This is a genomic window from Lysinibacillus sp. A1 (genome assembly GCF_000801965.1).
GTDB classification, from domain to species: Bacteria; Bacillota; Bacilli; order Bacillales_A; family Planococcaceae; genus Lysinibacillus; species Lysinibacillus fusiformis.
This window is the reverse complement of the sequence record NZ_JSZM01000011.1, coordinates 216,286-236,280: the sequence shown is the minus strand read 5'-3', so window position 1 is coordinate 236,280 and position 19,995 is coordinate 216,286. Positions and strand designations below refer to the sequence as shown.

16 protein-coding genes and 2 riboswitches are annotated in these 19,995 nt (G+C 37.1%); of the genes, 8 read left to right on the top strand and 8 right to left on the bottom strand.

Features of this window, described 5'->3' with window-relative positions; all coding sequences use genetic code 11:
• Positions 1 to 6: 6 nt before the first annotated feature.
• The 6 genes from PI85_RS08905 (at position 7) to PI85_RS08880 (ending at position 8,292) form a co-directional block, all read left to right on the top strand.
• On the top strand, positions 7 to 2,112 hold the full coding sequence (locus tag PI85_RS08905) for a S9 family peptidase (protein ID WP_036126856.1): 2,106 nt from the start codon (positions 7 to 9) through the stop codon (positions 2,110 to 2,112).
• Between the two features lie 72 nt (positions 2,113 to 2,184).
• Positions 2,185 to 3,621: a serine hydrolase gene (locus PI85_RS08900; protein WP_036126854.1), complete on the top strand. Its 1,437-nt coding sequence runs from the start codon at positions 2,185 to 2,187 to the stop codon at positions 3,619 to 3,621.
• Positions 3,622 to 3,676: 55 nt separating this feature from the next.
• Positions 3,677 to 4,576: a serine hydrolase gene (locus tag PI85_RS08895; RefSeq protein ID WP_235318471.1), complete on the top strand. Its 900-nt coding sequence runs from the start codon at positions 3,677 to 3,679 to the stop codon at positions 4,574 to 4,576.
• A 503-nt stretch (positions 4,577 to 5,079) separates the two neighbouring features.
• The gene (locus PI85_RS08890) at positions 5,080 to 5,943 is read left to right on the top strand and encodes a MurR/RpiR family transcriptional regulator (RefSeq protein ID WP_036126851.1); all 864 of its coding nucleotides are present in this window, start codon (positions 5,080 to 5,082) and stop codon (positions 5,941 to 5,943) included.
• A 201-nt stretch (positions 5,944 to 6,144) separates the two neighbouring features.
• Positions 6,145 to 7,380: a DNA polymerase IV gene (locus PI85_RS08885; RefSeq protein ID WP_036126849.1), complete on the top strand. Its 1,236-nt coding sequence runs from the start codon at positions 6,145 to 6,147 to the stop codon at positions 7,378 to 7,380.
• A gap of 159 nt (positions 7,381 to 7,539) precedes the next feature.
• Positions 7,540 to 8,292, top strand: coding sequence for an alpha/beta fold hydrolase (locus tag PI85_RS08880; protein WP_036126847.1), 753 nt, complete (start codon positions 7,540 to 7,542; stop codon positions 8,290 to 8,292).
• A gap of 45 nt (positions 8,293 to 8,337) precedes the next feature.
• Here the strand turns inward: PI85_RS08880 and PI85_RS08875 are convergent, their stop codons facing one another.
• From PI85_RS08875 to PI85_RS08865, 3 genes are read right to left on the bottom strand one after another with little or no spacing between them, the layout of a single operon-like run.
• Positions 8,338 to 9,192 (bottom strand): sugar nucleotide-binding protein, encoded by an 855-nt coding sequence (locus PI85_RS08875; protein ID WP_036126843.1) that lies wholly within the window; start codon positions 9,190 to 9,192, stop codon positions 8,338 to 8,340.
• Entirely contained in the window at positions 9,189 to 10,217 is a 1,029-nt protein-coding gene (locus PI85_RS08870) for a polysaccharide biosynthesis protein (protein ID WP_036128091.1), read from the bottom strand. The genes PI85_RS08875 and PI85_RS08870 overlap by 4 nt, the downstream gene beginning before the upstream one ends.
• Before the next feature lie 46 nt (positions 10,218 to 10,263).
• A complete protein-coding gene (locus PI85_RS08865) occupies positions 10,264 to 10,863 on the bottom strand; it encodes a glycosyltransferase family 2 protein (RefSeq protein ID WP_008178244.1) in 600 nt (199 codons plus the stop codon).
• A gap of 256 nt (positions 10,864 to 11,119) precedes the next feature.
• On the opposite strand from PI85_RS08865, the gene PI85_RS08860 reads away from it, so the two are divergent.
• Together PI85_RS08860 and PI85_RS08855 are read left to right on the top strand one after the other, a co-directional pair.
• A complete protein-coding gene (locus tag PI85_RS08860; protein WP_036126841.1) occupies positions 11,120 to 12,214 on the top strand; it encodes a glycosyltransferase in 1,095 nt (364 codons plus the stop codon).
• Between the two features lie 113 nt (positions 12,215 to 12,327).
• On the top strand, positions 12,328 to 12,768 hold the full coding sequence (locus PI85_RS08855) for a GNAT family N-acetyltransferase (RefSeq protein ID WP_036126839.1): 441 nt from the start codon (positions 12,328 to 12,330) through the stop codon (positions 12,766 to 12,768).
• Positions 12,769 to 12,850: 82 nt separating this feature from the next.
• Here PI85_RS08855 and PI85_RS08850 read toward each other — a convergent pair whose 3' ends face one another.
• The 5 genes from PI85_RS08850 to PI85_RS08830 all read right to left on the bottom strand — a co-directional run bounded on the left by PI85_RS08850 (position 12,851) and on the right by PI85_RS08830 (position 19,152).
• On the bottom strand, positions 12,851 to 16,369 hold the full coding sequence (locus PI85_RS08850; protein WP_036126836.1) for a S8 family peptidase: 3,519 nt from the start codon (positions 16,367 to 16,369) through the stop codon (positions 12,851 to 12,853).
• Positions 16,370 to 16,507: 138 nt separating this feature from the next.
• Positions 16,508 to 17,356, bottom strand: a complete 849-nt coding sequence (locus PI85_RS08845) for an energy-coupling factor ABC transporter ATP-binding protein (protein WP_036126834.1) — start codon at positions 17,354 to 17,356, stop codon at positions 16,508 to 16,510.
• Positions 17,353 to 18,126 (bottom strand): cobalt ECF transporter T component CbiQ, encoded by a 774-nt coding sequence (gene cbiQ, locus PI85_RS08840; RefSeq protein ID WP_036126833.1) that lies wholly within the window; start codon positions 18,124 to 18,126, stop codon positions 17,353 to 17,355. The genes PI85_RS08845 and cbiQ overlap by 4 nt, the downstream gene beginning before the upstream one ends.
• A gap of 5 nt (positions 18,127 to 18,131) precedes the next feature.
• Positions 18,132 to 18,404: an energy-coupling factor ABC transporter substrate-binding protein gene (locus tag PI85_RS08835; protein ID WP_008178258.1), complete on the bottom strand. Its 273-nt coding sequence runs from the start codon at positions 18,402 to 18,404 to the stop codon at positions 18,132 to 18,134.
• A gap of 1 nt (position 18,405) precedes the next feature.
• Complete coding sequence (locus tag PI85_RS08830) at positions 18,406 to 19,152, bottom strand: energy-coupling factor ABC transporter permease (RefSeq protein ID WP_036128087.1); 747 nt, start codon at positions 19,150 to 19,152, stop codon at positions 18,406 to 18,408.
• Positions 19,153 to 19,295: 143 nt separating this feature from the next.
• Positions 19,296 to 19,481, bottom strand: a riboswitch (cobalamin riboswitch).
• 261 nt (positions 19,482 to 19,742) lie between these two features.
• Positions 19,743 to 19,925, top strand: a riboswitch (cobalamin riboswitch).
• Positions 19,926 to 19,995: the final 70 nt, after the last annotated feature.

The following is a 19,995-nucleotide window of genomic DNA, read 5'->3' as shown; positions in this document are numbered from 1 at the left end:
TAGAAGATGTTAAGAACTACAGTGCCAGAAGATATTTATAACTTTGAATGGCCAAGCAATCCTGTCATTTCTCCTGATGGACAACAGGTAGTTTATGAAAGAACCATAGCCGTGAAAGAAAATAATTACGAAACACATTTATATTTAAGCGATGTAGAAGGGAAAACACGAAGAGTTTTGACATCCTCAGGCACAAGGAACGTCAATCCTATCTGGTCACCCGATGGAAAAACTATAGCATTTATCTCGAACCGTGCTTACGGAATGCAGGTATGGCTGTTATCTCTCGATGGTGGAGAAGCCCGGTGTCTGACAAAGTTTCGTCAAGGAATTAGCTCAATAGTATGGGCTCCTAACGGTAAAACGATATATGGATTGGTACCTGTAGTTGAACATTCAGAACTAGAAACCTTTCATGAAAATGCAACAATTAATGAAGCAAAGAGTGAGAAGGAGCAAGAGGATAAATTATGGAGAGATGGGGCTAAACGCTATCTTCATCTCTATTACAAAAATGATGGAACTGGGTTTCATAAACCGTACAAACGTCAAATTGTTGCTATTCATATAGAAACTAGAACATTTGTTTTGATAACAAAAGGAATAAATGAAGTTCATCAGCCTGACGTGTCACCAGATGGAAAATATATCGTGTTCAGTTCAAACGCAGAAAATGAAAATTTTCTTTTTGGAGGAAAGGTTTATCGAGTTTCTTCTTCCGGAGGAGATGCGGAGTTGCTATACAGTGATACGGAAGCAAGCTCACCTTCTTACTCAACTGATGGAAAGTGGATAGCGTTTTTTGGCAACCATGCAGAACAGAAGGAATTATTAGTCATACCTTCAGAGGGAGGGGATGCTAGATGTTTAAGTAAAAAATATCAAGACACCCTCCTTGATATGACTTTTACAGATATGCGTAATCTCAGATATGCACTTCGCCCTCAATGGTCTAATAATAGTAGGTATATTTATGCGCTTAGTACCCATGAAGGAAGAAATGAAATTGTTAGATTCTCGAATGTTAAAAATGACGATCATCCGGTAATCATTGCTGGTGGAGACCGTACTATTTTTCATTTTTCATTTGATGGAGAAGAGACGATTAGTATGGCCTATTCGACAGTCAATCATCCTGGGAAGATATCAGCCATTAGAATTGATGAAACGAATACAGCCCACTGTAATTATCGGTATCCAACAGAAGCTTTTTCTCAATTACATGTACCCATTTTCCCTGAAACTGAAGTTCGTCTGGATGACTGCAACGACAAGTTATTATCCGAACTCATCGTAGTTGAACCTGAGGTTTTTTCCTATAAATCTGTTGATAACTGGTATATGCAAGGTTTTATTTTAAAACCCGCTAACTTTGATCCTGAGAAAAGATATCCTGTTCTATTAGATATTCATGGAGGACCACATTCTGCTTATGGTTTCACATATTTTCATCAATTGCAATTATTCGCTGCGCAAGGTTATGCAGTTATCTACACGAATCCACGAGGAAGCTCAGGATTCGGTGTAGAATTTACCAATGCTGTACATGGTGATTATGGTGGAAAGGATATGAATGATATTTTGAACGGACTGGACTTTGCCTTACAAAAAAATCAATATCTCGATAAAAATAGGGTAGCTGTTAATGGAATTAGCTATGGTGGATTCATGGTAAATTGGCTCATCTCTCACACCGATAGATTTTTTGCAGCAGTTTCTGAAGGCTGTATTTCGAATTGGATTTCCATGTATGGCACAAGCGATATAGCACCATATTTTATTGATCAGGAGTTTCTTGGAAAGACAGATTTGGAGAATCTTTGGAAATTCTCTCCTCTTGCCTATGTAGATCATGTAAAAACGCCACTTCTCCTTCTACACAATGAAGATGATTTACGATGTCCAATAGAGCAGGCAGAACAGTTTTATTCCCATATTAAAAGGCAAGGAGGAGAAGTAGAACTGGTTCGTATCCCACAATCAAGTCATGGGCTCCTCCAATACGGCAAACCCGAATTAAGAATAGCTAGGTTGAATTCAATGCTCGATTTTATAAACAGACATTTACCTATAGAAAATTTTTCGAACTTGATAACGTCTGAGAATCAATAATGTGAGGATAATAGTTAGATCATCGATTCGATCTACATTATTATATACAACTACTCTAAAGGAGGAAAAGAAATGAAAGTAGATGTGAATTTAAAAGCATTTGAAGAGGCTGGTCAAAAGATAACGGAAAAACATAAGATTCCTGGTACTTCTGTTGCAATTGCTGAAGCTGGGGAGATTCTTTACCATAAAGGATTTGGCTTCCGTAATGTAGACGATGGACTACCTGTAACTGAAAACACAGTTTTTGGTATTGGTTCGATAACAAAATCATTTACTTGTGTGGCTATTATGCAACTGCAGGAAGTCGGTAAATTGAATGTGCATGATCCTGTTAGTAAATACTTGCCTGAATTCAATGTTAAAAATAAAGAGGCTATCAAAGATATCACTATTCATCACTTTATGACTCACACAGCAGGATTGCCTCCAATGTCTTCGTTATTTTACGCAATGAAAAGGTCACTAGATCTTGACCCAACTGTAAAAAATTATCCAGGTTTAAATATTAATGTTGAAGATCACGGACCAATTGACACTTATGAGCAACTTATGCAGTTTATTGATGAACAAGATATTGAATTATTGGGGGCACCTGGTACACATTTTAGTTATTCCAATGAATCATATGCCTTGTTAGGAACTATCATCGAACGAATTAGTGGAAAAAGTTATGAACAATATATATATGATCATATCCTCACACCTTGTGGTATGGAAAACAGCTTTTTCACAATTGAGGAGTACGCTGATTATGAAAATATCACCACTTGCTATACAGAGGACAAAAGCGATGGAACAAAACACGTTTTAGCTGCACCAATTTGGTGGGATTCTACTTCAATGCGAGCAGCAGGCTTTTTGAAATCTACAGCTAGAGACATGTTATTGTATGCAGAAATTTTCCGTAATGCTGGTGTAGTAAATGGTAAGCAAATATTATCGGAAGAAAGTGTAAAAGAAATGACTAAACCTCATATTCAATTACAACCTGGAAGATTCTATGGGTACGGTTTTATGATTACTCCCGATTATTTTGGCACTACTCTTATTGAACATGGTGGAGGGCTTAAGGGAATCTCAGCTCAATTAAGTATTTTACCTGAAAAAGGGGTTACAGGTGTTGTATTAACCAACTTGGCAGGTGTACCTGCTGCCCGAATTATGCAACTTGCATTTAATGCTTTGAGTGAAAGAGAGGTAGACGCCAATCACCTTACCTTTGAAGAATATGATATTTCAGAAGAACGACTTCAACAGTATCAAGGAGAATATCAATCGAATGAAGGGACAAAAGTGTGCATTAAAATCAAGGAAGGAAACCCAGTTCTACTCTCACAAAATGTAGAGATACCAATCACTTTTGTGAGCGATAACATGTTTATAGCATATTTTAATGACTTTACAGAAATAGCTGAGATACTAGTAGATGATAATAGTGAAGCATACGGAATATCATATCATTTTAGACAATTCCCTAAAGTTTCCGTAAATATACCACTTAACTAGTGAGTTCCAAGGTTTTCATATTGAACTCCTTATGTAGAAATTTGAGAGGATGTTGATGATGGGGTTACAGGAGAATTTGGAAAAAATTATACAAGAAGCTACTGGGACATTCGGGGTTTATGTGAAACATCTGGAATCTGGAGAGACTGCTGCAATAAATGAGAATCGTTTATTTCAAGCTGCAAGTGTTTTTAAGATTCCTATTTTGGCCACTTTATATCGTGATGTTCAAATGGGGAAGGTCGAACTTAAAGAACGTATTAGGTTGGAAGAAGAGGATTTAGTCAATGGATCAGGTATATTGAAGGAGCTAATTCCCGGAATCGACGTTACGATAAAAAATTTAGCGACTATGATGATAATTGTTAGTGATAATGTTGGAACAGATAAATTATTGAGTATTTTAGGGAAAGAAAGTGTAAATCAATATATGAAAGAAATAGGACTAAGCAATACTTACATTCGTCTCAGCTGCTGGGAGCTTCTTTGCTCTTGTGTGGGATTACCTCCACAAAAATTCTCAATGGACACTTATAATGACATTAACCGTCGATTTAAAAATGGTGAAATTGATCATCATTCAATTGTATTTAAAGAAAGTCATGCAAACAATGTAACAACCGCAGCTGATATGGCACTTTTGTTAGAAAAAATGGCAAATAAGCAATTAATCTCTGAAAAAGCTTGTCATGATATGTTTGAAATCCTTGCCAAGCAACAGTTTCGAAGTAGAATACCTTATTTATTACCTCAAAATACAGTTGTTGCTCATAAAACTGGCACTATTGCAAGTGTTGTCAATGATTCTGGGATAGTCCAGCTACCTGATAATAAAGGTAATTTTATCATTTCAGTATTTTCTATAGGAAATAATACTGAAGCAGAGGGTGCTAGTATTATATCTAAATTATCGAGAGTTGCTTATAATCATTTTCTTAATAAAGTAACCGTTTAGCTTTTAAACCCAAGGGCTATTAATAATTTATCAAATATAATCGCTTATGAAAAAATATACAACTATAACAATTCATAGCTAAATGGTATGATGATGTTACAACTAGTAAGTTATTTTCCTGTTAAAAATCAATTAATGTTGGGGTATTCACACTAAATGTTTAAAGTGAATACCCTAGGATCTAGAATTAATTAGGGATATGCTGAAAATATGAAACTGAAATTATACATAAAACTCACAATAAAGGGTTCGTGTAATTACCAAATTACCTACGTAATAGATTGAATGTTTGTACTATAGTAATTATTCATTGGATAAATTACACCGACAGATAAAAGTATAAAACTTGGAGCGCATTATCTATAAGTGATTTAGTGGTTTTTTAAAGATAAAAGTGATGCATACTGAATAATAAAATGGGGGTTTTTTAGTAATCAACCCTTTACTGAACCTGTAATATATAAGTTACATACCTAGATTAACTCATTGGAAGGGCTGGCTGTATGGATAATTATAATGAAAGAATTAGAAAACAATTTAATGAACTAACAAAAAGACAGAAATTAGTTGCAAAATATATTGTTGACTTTCCAAAAGAGGTTGCATTTCAAACATCGAAGCAGCTAGGTATTGCAAGTGAAACAAGCGATACAACGGTGATTAGGTTATCATATGCTCTTGGGTATTCTGGATTTAGCGAGTTGCAAAAAGAAATTCAAGCTACTTTATTAGAAGATTCTTCACCCATTTCAGATCCAATTGAAGGGCTTCGATCAACGTCCAAGTCTTTAAAAGATACAAATTTAATTCAACATGTAATCGAGAAAGATACTTCGTATATACGTGCAACGTTAGAACAAATAGATTACACCCAGTATAAAAAAGCTATAGATCTTTTAATTAGTTCTGAAAAAAGAATCGTCATTGGCTTCCGTTCATCATATGGTCCTGCTAACTGGCTATCGTTTAGTCTCAATGTTGTTGTAGGAAATACGTTTTTATATCGTGGAGAAATAGAGGATTCTAATTATTTATTATCCTTAATCGATGAAAAGACATTATTGGTGGCTATTTCTTTTCCTCGATATTCAAAAGAAACGAATGCATTTGTAAAAGTAGCAAAGAAGAAAGGGGCACAAGTGATAGGCATAACAGACGATGAATTGTCCCCATTAGGGCTTCTTTCGGACATTTTGTTTAAGGTGGTTGCTCCTCCTCCGATTTCTCTAAAAGGGGCTACACCAACCTTTGCACTACTTAATCTACTAATAACAGGAATAGCAGCTTCTGATGAAATAAAGGTTCAAAAGCGTATGGAAGATTACGACCAAACAAGTGATGATTTCTCACCATTTACTAATCAGTAATAATGGAGCTCATCGGTTAGATTCTAATAGGATAGGTAACCAAAATAGAAGGTTTTTTGATGTCACTCGATTTCCGAGAGTTTACATCAAAAGAACCTTTTTATTTTATTATGAAACATACTTAGATGGTAGATTAAGTGTTCAAGGACTTATCTATGATAAAATATAGCTACTATTAAAACTAAAGTGAGGTGAACGAAATTGCATAAAGGAAGAATTATTTTACATATTGACCTTAATTGCTTTTATGCCTCAGTGGAACAAATTTACGATCCCACATTAAAAGGAAAGCCTATAGCCATTGCAGGTAATCCAAAAGAACGTAGAGGGATCGTTATTACATGTAGCTATGAAGCTAGAAAAAGTGGTGTGTATACAACCATGAATGTCGGTGAGGCAAGAAGAAAATGCCCAGAGTTAATTGTGCTACCTCCAAATTTTGATCGATATAGAGCTGCTTCAAAATCTTTTTTTGAATTACTGAAAGAATATAGTGAAATACTTCAACCAGTTTCTATAGATGAAGGTTATATACAATTGCCTCTAATCGAAGGACAAAATGTATTAGAACATGTACATGGTATACAAGATCGAATTTGGAACGAACTCCAATTGCCTTGTTCAATCGGCATTGCACCAAATAAGTTTTTAGCAAAAATGGCCAGTGATATGAGAAAGCCAATGGGCATTACCATATTACGTAAACGTGATGTCCCTTCTGTTTTGTGGCCATTGAATGTTAAAGAGATGCATGGAATCGGGCAAAGCACGGCAGAAAAACTGAAAGAGTTAGGAATACAAACAATTGGAGAACTAGCTGCGGCTGATGAATACACATTAAAACAGAAGTTTGGCATCAATGGCCTTCGCTTGAAACAGAAGGCCAATGGCGAGGATGACCGACCTGTTGATCCAGAAGCAATATATGATACGAAGAGTGTAGGTAATTCGACAACATTATCACATGATACGACTGACCGAGATGAATTATATAAAATAATGACAACCCTTTCTGAAAAGGTAGCAGAAAGATTAAAGGCTAAAAAGCTCGCGGGAGTGACGGTGAGTATTATCATTCGTACAGCTTCTTGGGAAACGTATACTCGGAGTAAATCAGTCAATAACGCGATATTTTCAAAAGAGGATATAGTTGAACAGGCGTGGAATCTGTTTAATAAAAACTGGAATGAGGAGCCTGTTCGATTATTGGGTGTGACTGTTTCCAATGTAAGTGACATTAAAGAGATGACTCAGCAGCTAACTTTTTTTGATTTTGAAGAACATATTAAAGACGAACCGATTATTAAATTGGTAGATCAAATTGAACAGAAATTTGGAAAAGGTGTCATTTTGAGAGGTTCTGATATTGTAAAACCAGCAGGGAAGCATCAAGCAAACACAAGTTTTAGTAAGGACTTTTGGGATGATCATTTGTAAATGATACGCATTTTAACAGGGTTGAGGCAATTAATTTCCGCAACGAGAAAGCCATACGTTAACAATTGCCCAGGAAATACAAAGAACCAGACATTCAATCAATCTCAAACAAGTTTTTGAGAAGCTAAATAGTAAAGAAAGTAGGTGCATGTATCCATTATGCAATATAAAGAGTATGGCCATTTCGACGGTCCAGTGATGATGTTTCTTCATGGGGGTGGTGTTGGAGGGTGGATGTGGGAACAACAAATTCAGCACTTCTCCAATTATCACTGTATAGTGCCTGAGCTTGTGTCCGATCATTCATTTTCTATAGAGCAATGTGCACAACATCTCATACAGCTCTTAGAGGAAAAGGCGAATGGCAAGCTGGTAATTGTTATTGGCTTTTCATTAGGGGCTCAAATTGCCATACAAATGTTAAGCATAAAGCCTAATTTAATCCACTTTTCGATTATTAATAGTGCTCTTGTTATCCCTTCTCCTACTACAGCATGGATGATTCGGCCGTTTCTCCGACTATCATTCCCGCTTATCAAAAATAAAACATTCGCAAAGCTTCAAGCGAAAACCTTATACATCGATAATCGCTATTTTGACCGCTATTATCATGATAGCTCTAAGATGACATACGATGCATTAATTCAGGTTTTACAAGAAAATATGACGTTTTCAATCCCACGAAATTTCCACAATGCACAGGGGCATATTTTAATTACTGTTGGCAATCAAGAGAAAAAAATAATGAAAAAATCTGCACAAGTGCTTGTACAAAGCCATCCAAATGCAAAAGGAATCATGTTGAACAACATAGGGCATGGAGTATCATTAGCCCAGCCTGCATTTTTCAATCGTTTTGTAGAGAATTGGATCAAGGAAGGACAATTGCCAGTGGGCACAGTTATTCAATAGAAAAACTCCATTATGAGTAACAATACTCGTAATAGAGTTGGAGTTTTAAGAAATATAGTGAGGATATAAATCCTTATGCTGCAAAATCCATTCCTTCATGTCAATTATCATTTCTTCATAGCTAGGGACCGAAAAGGAAAAATCGTTTCTAGTATTTATTAATGTTTTATTAACATCAATAAGCTGATCTGGAGTAATTTTTATTGTATGGTCCATAAAGTGCTTATTCAATAACAGAAGCAAATCGTATTTGGATATAGGCGATGTATTGACAAGATGATAGAGTCCAGTTATTTCTTCCTGGGCCGCTTGCTCCATGGCTTTCGCTAGTGTGAGGGTTGTGACCCCCGTCCAAATAGCACCAGTATAGCCGTGAATCGGACCTTTTTGGTGCATAAACCAATTGAAAAGCCCAATTCCATCCATTTTCAAATCAGGGCCAATAATCGAATTACGGAATGTTAAATGCTTGGTATGATCAATTTCGCCTAAACCCTTTGTACGGTCATAGAAGGTAGTTCCGTCCTGTACACTATTTTCATAATAGGGTGCGTTTTCACCTGAAAATACACAATCGGTACTCATATGAATAAGCTTCGTCTGGCGATTTTCAAGGAGAGATACGATAGCATGTGGTAAATAACTATTCAAGAAAATACTCTTCTCAGGATTTTCCTCACATGCTTTATTTAACATACCGATACAATTAATGACAATGTCATACTGATGGTCTTGAAGAAGTGAGCGTAAAAAGTTCAAATCTGTAATATCACCCGTAATATTATTTCCATATGCGAAAGCAGTTCTCGTATACGTTGTCACATCATATCCTTGCTCCCGTAAGTAGATAGAAATGGTATGACCCGCCATGCCAGAAGCGCCGAGCACTAAAAATTTCATGGTGTTCCTCCAGTCCAATGGAGAAGCTCTTCTTGAATGAGAGATAAGGTTAGTAATTTTTCTTTAATAGCCATCACGTTTAACATTTGTGTATTATTGGAATTATATTCATCCGATAAGGTAATTTTAGGAGAGCCTTCATCCAGGTATTTTCCATAATTCAAATCTCGATTATCTGCTGGGATTCGATAAAAATTACCTAAATCTATGGCTTTTGCTGCTTCTTCCTTTGTACATAATACTTCATACCGTTTCTCCCCATGCCGTGTGCCAATAATGTGAATCGCATTATTCATTTGAAAAATTTCAAGGAGAGCTTGTGCTAAATTCTCGATCGTAGCAGCGGGGGATTTTTGCACCATAATATCGCCATTTTGCGCATGTGAGAATGCATACAACACCAATTCGACTGCTTCCTCAAGGCTCATCATAAAACGAGTCATATTTGGATCGGTAATAGTTAAAGGTTTACCAGCTTTTATTTGTTCGATGAAAAGTGGTATGACTGAGCCTCTTGAAGCCATTACATTCCCGTATCGTGTGCCACAGATCAATGTTTGCTTTGGGTCGACCATCCGTGATTTAGCAATAAATGTTTTCTCCATCATCGCCTTGGATATTCCCATCGCATTGACAGGGTATGCCGCTTTATCTGTTGATAGACAAATAATCTTTTTAACGCCAGCTTGAATCGCCGCAGTTAAAACATTATCTGTTCCTAAGATATTTGTTTTAACAGCCTCTAAAGGGAAAAATTCACAAGAGGGAACTTGCTTGAGGGCCGCAGCATGGAACACATAATCTACGTTATACATCGCAGGGTGAAGGCTTTGTAAATCACGTACATCCCCGATATAAAATTTAATTTTAGAGTTTTGATAAAGCTTTCGCATATCATCTTGCTTTTTTTCATCCCTTGAAAAAATCCGTATTTCCTTAATATCCGTAGTTAAAAATCGATTTAGTACCGCATTACCAAAGGATCCTGTTCCTCCAGTAATCAGTAAAGTTTTATCTTTAAACATTGTCTGGCTTGTTACACCTCCCACATGCTTAGGTCCGTTCATGATGTTACTTCAATCCTCTTTCATGCAAATCGCATTCTGAGTTTTCTCGTGGATAGTTGTACCAATAAGCGTATTCATGGGTATATTTACTGGTTGGATTTTTGTCCATGAGCGCACAATTAAAATCCCAATCTCCTGCAATATCCTTACGTATAGTAAATTTCGCATCCCCGATAAAGCTTCTTCGTATGATTTTAAATTGTCCTGGCAAGGAATAACGATTGGATTCATCCTTAATAAACGCATAGCCATTCTTAATGATCATATTGTAATAGTAAATATCAAATTCACCATCCACCTGTGCTAATACATTGCGGATGGCAGGTAAATAGTGGTCATCACTATCGATGATGGCAATATAATCACCTGTTGCTTCAGCGATGCATCGGTTATAGGCAACGCTTGCACCTAGATTCGTTGGGTGAACGATGATTTTTAACGCTGTACAGTTTTTTTGATAGTCCTGTAAAATGGCCAACGTCTTGTCGGTGGAGCCGTCATCTACAACAATAATTTCATAGGCATATTCTTTAGGAATACTGTCAAGCATTGTTAGGATCCATTCTTCGCTATTATAAGTAGGTGATAAAAAGCTTATTTTCATTTTATCCCTCCATCCTGATTAAGTAGTTTAGATCTTTATGTTTACGGAACAGATTCTTTATTACAATATGCGTGAATAGAGGGCTATTGTAGGCAATTGCTTGCTAGCATAAGTTTTTTAAGAGAGTAATTTTATGGATTGCCTTTATTTTTGCTAGAGAACTATGGAGAGGGTGGTGACATTTTACTAAGTTATACACGTTTGACAGGTGTGGGCATAAACTAGGAAAGAGCGCTTTTTAAGAAAGAGGGATTCGATGACAAAAAGGATCGCATTTATTTGTAGCGTGGAATCAGCTAAACTTTCCGATGCCCACATTTTCAAAGATCTATGTCTTGTGCCTATTTTACTAGGGGAGCATTTAGGCTATGAAGTTAGTATAGTGACGACAGAGATGAATGAAACCCTTCTGCAACAATCTTTTCCGGCTGTTAAATTTGAGCAGGTTCCAATAGGGATTGATTATGTTGCCAATATGAATGCTTATTTAGTGAAGCATGCCAAAAACATTGATCTTGTATTTGCTATAGGACCATACCCATCCTATCTTTCCATTCTTCAAACATATAAGCAGTTCAATCCTAATGGCAAAGTTTATATGAAGTTAGATGTTAATCGATTTTGGTTAAGTCGATTAAAAACCTATCCATACTTTCTAGAATTGCTACAGCTTTGTGATCTTCTGACCTCCGAATGTGTATCGATTCAAACTGACATTCGAGAGTTTTCACAATTAGATGTTCAACATATCCCAAATGGCTTTTATGAGTATTTTCACACAGAGCCCGTGCAATTTCATGAGAAAGAAAATAAAATTCTATCAGTGGGCCGATTAGATGCACCAGAGAAGCAGACCATTTTTACAATAAAAGCCTTTCTAGCAGCACAGCTGACAGACTGGGAGCTTCGTTTGGTAGGACCTATGTCTGAATCGTTTCAGCAGGAAATAAAACAATTACTGGATAGTCATCCTTATCCTGCGCAAGTCACAATGGTAGGGCCAATTTCAGACAAGATGCAGCTAGAGGAGGAGTATCGTAAGGCAAAAATCTTTTGCTTAACATCTACGGTTGAATGCTTTGCACATGTTTTTGCAGAAGCGGCTAAAAACGGTTGTTATATTGTGACAACCGATGTGGATGGGGCTGCTGATATTACCCAACAACAACGCTTTGGACGTATTCATCCAACACATGATTGGGAAAGTATTGCTCGGACGTTGCAGCAAGTCGCACACCAGGAAGCATTGTTAGAAAATACTTGTCTTCAGCTACAAGCCGATGCGCGGAAGGAACTAAACTGGCAGCATATCGTGAAAGATGTCGCTGCATATTTAAATGAAAAAAAGTAGAACTTCTCTCGATGGAGAGGAGTATTCTTTTCTTTGTGCCATTTTTTCCTATATAATAAAACTAGCTTTATAATGGTAGAAACAATCATGGGAAGACACAAGGGGAGACAAGAATGGAAATAGTGCAAGCATCGATGAACGAACTAGAAGAGTTAACAAAGCTATTTGATGAATATCGTCAGTTTTATGGCATTGAATCGGACGTAAGTAGCGCTAAGGCATTTTTACAATTACGAATGGCCCTTAAAGAGTCGGTCATTTTTATGGCGCAAGTAGATGGCAAGATGGTTGGATTTACACAATTATATCCAACGTTTTCTTCCATAGCGTTACAGCGTGCCTATATTTTGAACGATATTTATGTCACGGAAGATGCTAGAGGCCTAGGGGTGGGCAAGGCATTGATGGAAAAAGTTTTTCAATATTGTGAGCAACAATATGCTCGTTATGTGACACTGCAAACAGCAGCTGATAATGTGAATGCACGTAAGCTGTATGAAAAGCTTCATATGAAGCAAGATGAATACTGTAATTATGTCAAATATTTTATGTAATAAGCATTTTAGTTTAGAATAAAGATGCTTAAATGTATAAAAATCCCCTAGATATTCCGTTATCTAGGGGATTTTATTGATATTATTTAATTTCTAACGTATATGGCTGTGTACTTGCTTGGCCATAATATTCACTAACTTCAATATAGTATTTACCTGCATCCAGTTCAATTGTACCTACCTCAGCATCTCCAGCTCCGTAAAGATCTAAAGTTTTGACTGTTTTTCCGTTTGCATCTATCACTCGAATTACACCATCTAGTGCTTTTTCTGTTTGAAGTGAGAAGAAGACATCACGTTTTTGGACGTTGTTAAATTCAAAATAATCCTTATCACCAAATGGTATACCCGCATTTAAATAGTGAGTAGCTATCCATTTGTCGTCTTCTTTCTTCAGGGCTAATGGTTTGGTTGGTACACCATTCACTAATTGGGAATCTGCATCTTCGTCTGCTCGTTTATGGTCGAACATCGTCAATGTGTAGGGCTGAATGGACAGTTGGCCAAGCCCTGTGCTATTGACTTGAATAAAGTAACCTCGATCCTTTTTAGCCTTAAAGGATGTATTTACGTCAGTCGTTCCTACCATGCCAAGGAGTATCTCAAGAATATTATCGCTCAGTCCAAATGGAATAGCGGTCTCCATTTCTTTCGGATCAATTTTCATATTACCATTTGTATCTTCAATAATCGATCCTGCAAATTTCAAGTCCTTCTGTAACTCTTTTGGTAATTGATTTAATTGTTCATTGGTAAATGGAACAGAGGAAATTAATAAACTCATAATTTCATCATTACCGTCTTGCTTATAATAGTAGTAATCCTCATCGTCTTGGTAAATTAGATGATCTTTATAAGTTGTACCTGGTTGAATTTTTAGAGCTTTTGCTTCTTCATAATTATCAGGATTATAATCTTTTGGAATATCACCGATTTTACTTGTTTTCAACGTATATGGCTCAATAGAACGTTCCCCAGCATTTACAACGGCTACTACATATGTTTTGTCCTTTTTCAATGCCATCACCTTTGCATCGTTTTCATTACCGGCTGAGCCAAGAAGCAATGAAAGTAAACCCAAATCATTGGTTAAGGACGAAACAGGAATTAGTTCATTTGCTTTTTCATCGTATTCAAAGACAGTACCAGCAGGCATTTGGCCAGCACCTTTGTTAAAGCTAAAACTATAAAGGGCATCTTCCTTTGTTTTAAATAAGAAGTAGTCCTCATCATATTCTGTTTGGAAATAAGCTTTTTGATCCTCACCAATGTTGAAGCGAATAGCTTGCTTAATAATCGGATCAACATTTTCTAAATTGTCCGTTGTAAAGGAATTCATGAGCATACTCATCATGCCTTCAATTTCATTCCGCTTTTTTGTTGTACTTGACGTTATTGGTAATTGGTCGACAGAGATATTTTCATCGTACATGCCTTCCTCTAAAGGTAGTCCATCCTCATCGGGTGGGAGCGTAACAACCTCACCTTTTAATGTGTATGGAATCATAGACTCACTGACTGTTTCCTCTTTTTCAATGCCACCACTGAAAAACATCTCCATAGAAAACTCGCTATTACTTTCATTAGATACACTTAAAATGTATTCTTGATCTGGTACTGCATCGATGATCATGCTAACTGCTTCACCTTTAGCTGCACCGTAAGAACTTTGAATAGGGAAGGCTTCCTCTTCTTCATTTTCCTCTTTTTTAGCTTGCTTCACCTCTTCTGGTGGGATCGGATTGAAATCCTCTTTTAAGTAAAGATCCATAGATGCAGTAACACCTGGAATTCCAGATAAATCAAACTTCAATGTTGTTGGTTTTGTTACTGAAAACGTAAAATAATCTTGATCCTTTTGTTGATCTTTCGACAGTAGGGTATAGTTTTTACCTGCCGTATTATATGGGAACTTTTTAATAGGCTGCATGGAAGACTTATTTAAAGTATCAATTGGCAAATTCGAGTTTTTCGCAGTTTGTGCTGTAAAGATATAAGTAGATTTGCCTTTTAAGCTATAACTACCATTATGATCTTTCACACCAATTAACAGCGTTCCTTTTTGGTCTGCTTTAAAGAGGTGACCTTCTTTTTTTCCTACACGAACATCATTAACTTTAATAGGCTCTACTTCACCTTGTTCATTAGTAGGGTAAAAGTATAAATCAAAGGCATAGTCGTATTGATCAGCGCCTTTCAATGTTAGCTGAGCATACTCATTTGCCTCTAGCTCAACCTTGTACCATTTTTTCTCGTCTTGCTGTTCGAAAACACCTTGTTCAATATTTAATGTATTTTTAGCAAGAACTTTGGCATTTTTGATACGCTCTTCTTTAGATTCAGAATAATGTTTAGGTAATTTATTTAAATCGAACTGTAAGGCTTTCACTGGATCGACAAGCCCATGACCATAAGTAAGGTCATAACCCTTTTTACCTAAATCTTGTGCTGTTATTTCAAGAATTGCTTCAATTTCATGTGGCTTTAAATTCGGATGCTTTGATTTAAGTAGGGAGACGATGCCTGCCACCACGGGAGATGCCATGGAAGTACCACTAAATTTAACAAAAGATGATCCTTTTTTTTCATCGTGTACAGTGCTGTAAATGTCTTCGCCAGGAGCCACGACATCGACAGAGGGACCATAATTCGAATAGCTTGATAGTTTATTACGATCATTCGTGGAACCAACACTAATTACGCCTTCATAGGAAGCAGGGAAGGAATATTCATCCGTAGACTCATTTCCAGCCGCTGCGACAATCGTAATGCCACTATCAATAGCTTTTTGAACAGCATCCTGCATAAGTGGGGATTCACCATAGCCTCCTAAACTCATATTAATGACATCAACACCCTGCTCAATGGCGTACAGAATACCTTGTGCAATGATAAAATCATTTGCTCCTTCTTTTCCGTTAAAGACATCAATAGGTAGTAGCTTCGCTTGTGGATTAATTCCATGTCCACCAATTCCATTGTCTTTAGCTGCGGCAATAATCCCAGCAACATGTGTTCCATGATCACCTGGATAAGAGGTATTTGCCGGTGCAGCTGCATTATAAGGTGTGAGTACTTGAGATTTTAGATCGGGATGTTTAAAATCAACACCAGAATCGATAACAGCTACTGTTACGTCATGTTCCCCAGCTAATGCTAGTGCCTGATCCATTTGCAAGAGGTTTAGATGATACATATCTTGTTTCTTTGGGTCAGTTTCTTTGTTGAAAGAATGATAGACATAACTTGGGGATACACTTGTAATCCCTTGCTGCTTTAAATAGTAAGAGACGGCTTTTTCTATGGATACACCTTTGTTAAGTTGAATCACATCATAGCCTAATGAAGGAATGGAGCGGATGACCTTAGATCCAATTTTTTTATGTACGTTTTTATCAAGGCCAGAATGCTTGATAATAATCGTATCCTTACTCATCCATTTGTCTTCATTTGTAAGATTCTTACCTGCATGTTGTGAATTGCTTGCTACTACATTCTTCGCACTTTGTTGTGGTGTCTCCTCAGCAAAAGCTGAAGCGACAGGAACCATTAATGCAGCGGATGCTACGACAGCGACTGATTTTTTTAACCAACTTTTCAATTGTATCTCTCCTTGATGTTCTATAATATGTCTCGACTATACTAATACGGTTAAACGTTAGAAAAGTTTCGCAAATGAGGAAAAATTTTCTCTGTAATTTAAAAACGGACTGTCCGTTACTTTTTATGGATGATACCATTACGCCTCTACATATAGCTGTTCAATCAATTGCAGTAAGTCATGCTTAGAGCGAGGAATTGAAATATTTTCTTGCCATAATTTCTTTTTTTGTAGAGCCAAAGCCATGTCAAATACCCATGGTCGTTCAAGATGTGCCCGTTTTAGCAATTCTTCTTCATAAAATAAGGCGACAGGGTCACCATTATAAATAATTTTTCCTGCCTCCATGACAATCATTTGATCGGCCCATTCATAGGCAAGGGCAATGTCGTGAGTCGCAAGGATAATCGTTCTTTCATGGCCTTCTACTTTGGCTAAGTATTGAAAAACTTGTGTAGCGTAATAGCTATCAAGACCCGCCGTTGGTTCATCTAATAAAAGGACAGTCGGTTCCATCGCTAATACACCTGCCATGGCCACACGCTTTTTCTGCCCTACGCTTAAAAAGTGAATGGGTTTATCTAGTAGCTCAGTCACTTCAGTTTGTGCAACAGCCCATGCTATTTTTTCTTCAATTTTTTCCGTAGACCATCCTAGATTCATTGGACCATAGGCGATATCTTGCTTAACAGTTCCTGAAAAAAGCTGATTATCAGCATCTTGAAAGACGATTCCAACCTGTTGGCGGAGAGCCTTTAATGCCTTTCTAGTATATTGAAGCTTTTCCCCATCAAATGAAATGGTCCCAGCTGTTGGTTTCAAAATACCATTAAGGTGCTGAAATAAAGTGGATTTTCCTGCTCCATTATGACCGAGTATAGCGATTTTTTTCCCTTTTGGAATGTTTAATGTAATATCTGTCAAAGCCTTCGTACCATCTGCATAGGCATACGACAAGTTGTTAAGTTTAAAATAAAATGCTGTCATGAGAAGTACCCTCCATATATGATGAGGAATAAAAAAATAGCCGTCATGCCAAGCCAGTTTTTTTTGCTATAGGCGCCCGTTTCATGCCAATAAACAGTTTCACCACCACGGGCCTGCATGGCATGATTAAGCTCTCGACTGCGCTGAAACATTTCAATAAACAACGCGGCAATTAGCATGGATACTGAACGTAACCATTGCATGGGTGAGTGGTAGCCAAGCCGGGCTTGCTGGGCCAAATGAATTTTTTGCATGCTTTCTAAAAAAATAAAAATAAAACGATAGGTGAGTTCTACTAGCTCAACTAATAAAGTAGGGAGCCGCCATTGTCGGAGCACATAACATATTCCTTGTACTGATGTCGTTAAAATTAAAAAATATAAGCAACTTATACTGCCAAGTACAATAAAGAATAGTTGCTGGGCGGTAGCGATACTGGCTCTCCCAATAAAAATTGTCCAGTTCATATACGTAAATGCCCCCATATGGGCTGGTAATGTATGCGCTGCTGGCGCTATCGAAATAATGATGGATAAGAGACTTGTGAATAAGAAAAAACCAGGTAGTAATAATAGCTTCGCATAATAGTTTAGTGGAATTTTCGCGCCCCAAATGATAAAAGCACTCATTACAAAAAATGTAATGAGTGAAAGTCGTTCATCTCTCATAATAAGCGTGAATAAAAGTAGTCCTAATGAAAATATCATTTTTTCTAGCGGATGAACGAACGCTAGCTTATTGAGATACGCATACTTATCAATGAGTAACATAATCCTTAACCTTCTTTATGCTTGCCACGCATATAGCCAATAAAGTAGCCGATAAAACCAGCACCAATAGCTGCTTGTAGCACGAATAATAAGCTTTCAATTTCACCACTAGGTGGTTCCCACAAACTATCAAACCATGGCTCATATTCTGCATTGATTTCCCCAATGGCTGCTTCTGCTTCACCGTCGGCTCCTCCAAATTCTGCTCCTTTTTGGACGAAAAGAGGGATAATGGCCAATAGCACCACGATGGCTAAAAGTAATAAATTTCGTTTCATATTAGTGCGCCTCCTTTGTAGAGAAAACACGTAAAGATTTTAATTCGCTAATATTATATTTTTTCAAGAAGTTCATGACAATAACTGTTAATATTCCTTCACTCACAGCTAATGGGATTTGTGTTAAGGCAAAAATACTTGCGAACTTTGTAAAGGAAGCCATAAAGCCTCCAACTTCAGATGGGAAGGCTAGTGCTAATTGAACGGAAGTCACCACATATGTACCTAAATCCCCAAGCATAGCCGCAAAGAAAACAGCTAATGAAAACGATAACCCCATTTGTTGCGCCCCTTTAAATACAAAGTAGGCGATAAACGGGCCTACGATAGCCATCGAAAAAGCATTAGCCCCTAATGTTGTGATCCCACCATGTGCTAAAAGTAAAGATTGGAATAATAAAACAATTGTCCCGATGACACTCATCGCTAACGGTCCAAATAATACTGTCCCGAGACCTACTCCTGTTGGATGTGAGCAGCTCCCTGTAACTGAAGGGATTTTTAAGGCTGATAGGACAAAGGCAAACGCACCGGACAGCCCCAGAATCATTTTTGTTTCAGGGTTTTCTTCAATTGTTTTACGAATAGAGCGCAATCCTAAAATAATAAATGGGATGGAGATTGCCCACCAAAAAATAGCCCATTCGATTGGTAAAAACCCTTCCATGATATGCATGGCGAAGGCACGCTTTGGCACCATTAAAAAAGCCAATAGAAAATAACTAAATTTCCACCAAGACAGCTTCAATTTTCTTCCTCCAAACTGTAAATAGATTTTTAGAATGTAGCGTGCGTAATAAAAAAGCACTTTTCCGTTGTTGGAAAAGTGCATAGCTAAAAAAGCAAATAACATTTTCATCTGCTAAGCCGCACACCTATCCTCGTAGGCTGAAACGATCACTTATTTTCGGCAGGTCTCCTGGCTCTAGTTCAACACTTTATAGGTCTTCCCATCTATTGGACAGTGACATGTTCTATAAAGCTCCCTATTACAGTGGCGGGACCGCGCCGGACTTAAACCGGCTTCCCTTTTAAGCAAAATGACGAGCATTTTACACCGAAAAATAGTAAGTTGTGAGATTTCACGACAAAGTGTATCACGAATTTCCATAAATATGCTATACTTTTTTTATAAAAAATTAAAAATAGAATATCAATGTCGAAAATTCTGATAACTAACGTTTTTTAGGATTAAAGAAGGCAAATTCAATTTTTTAATAGCTTTCAACCCTCCTATGAAATTGATAAATTTGTCATGATTTTTTAAAGAAATATTGAAATTTTAAAATAATAAGATATGATTAAGACAGTTTTCTATTATATATACGATTAAAAATTTCATATAAAACGTCGATAAGTGCTCGAAGAACTCGAGATAATAGGGAAATTGGTGAAAGTCCAATACAGCCCCCGCTACTGTAATAGCTGATGAAATCGCAATGCCACCTGTGCAAACTAGGGAAGGTGCGACAGTAAAATGAAGCTTAAGTCAGGAAACCTGCTTATCAGATTGTGCATGCAAACTTTTCGGAGGGAGAAGTTGAAGCAAAAGCGAGGATCTGTCTTTCAATCTATTCGTTTTTATTTGGCT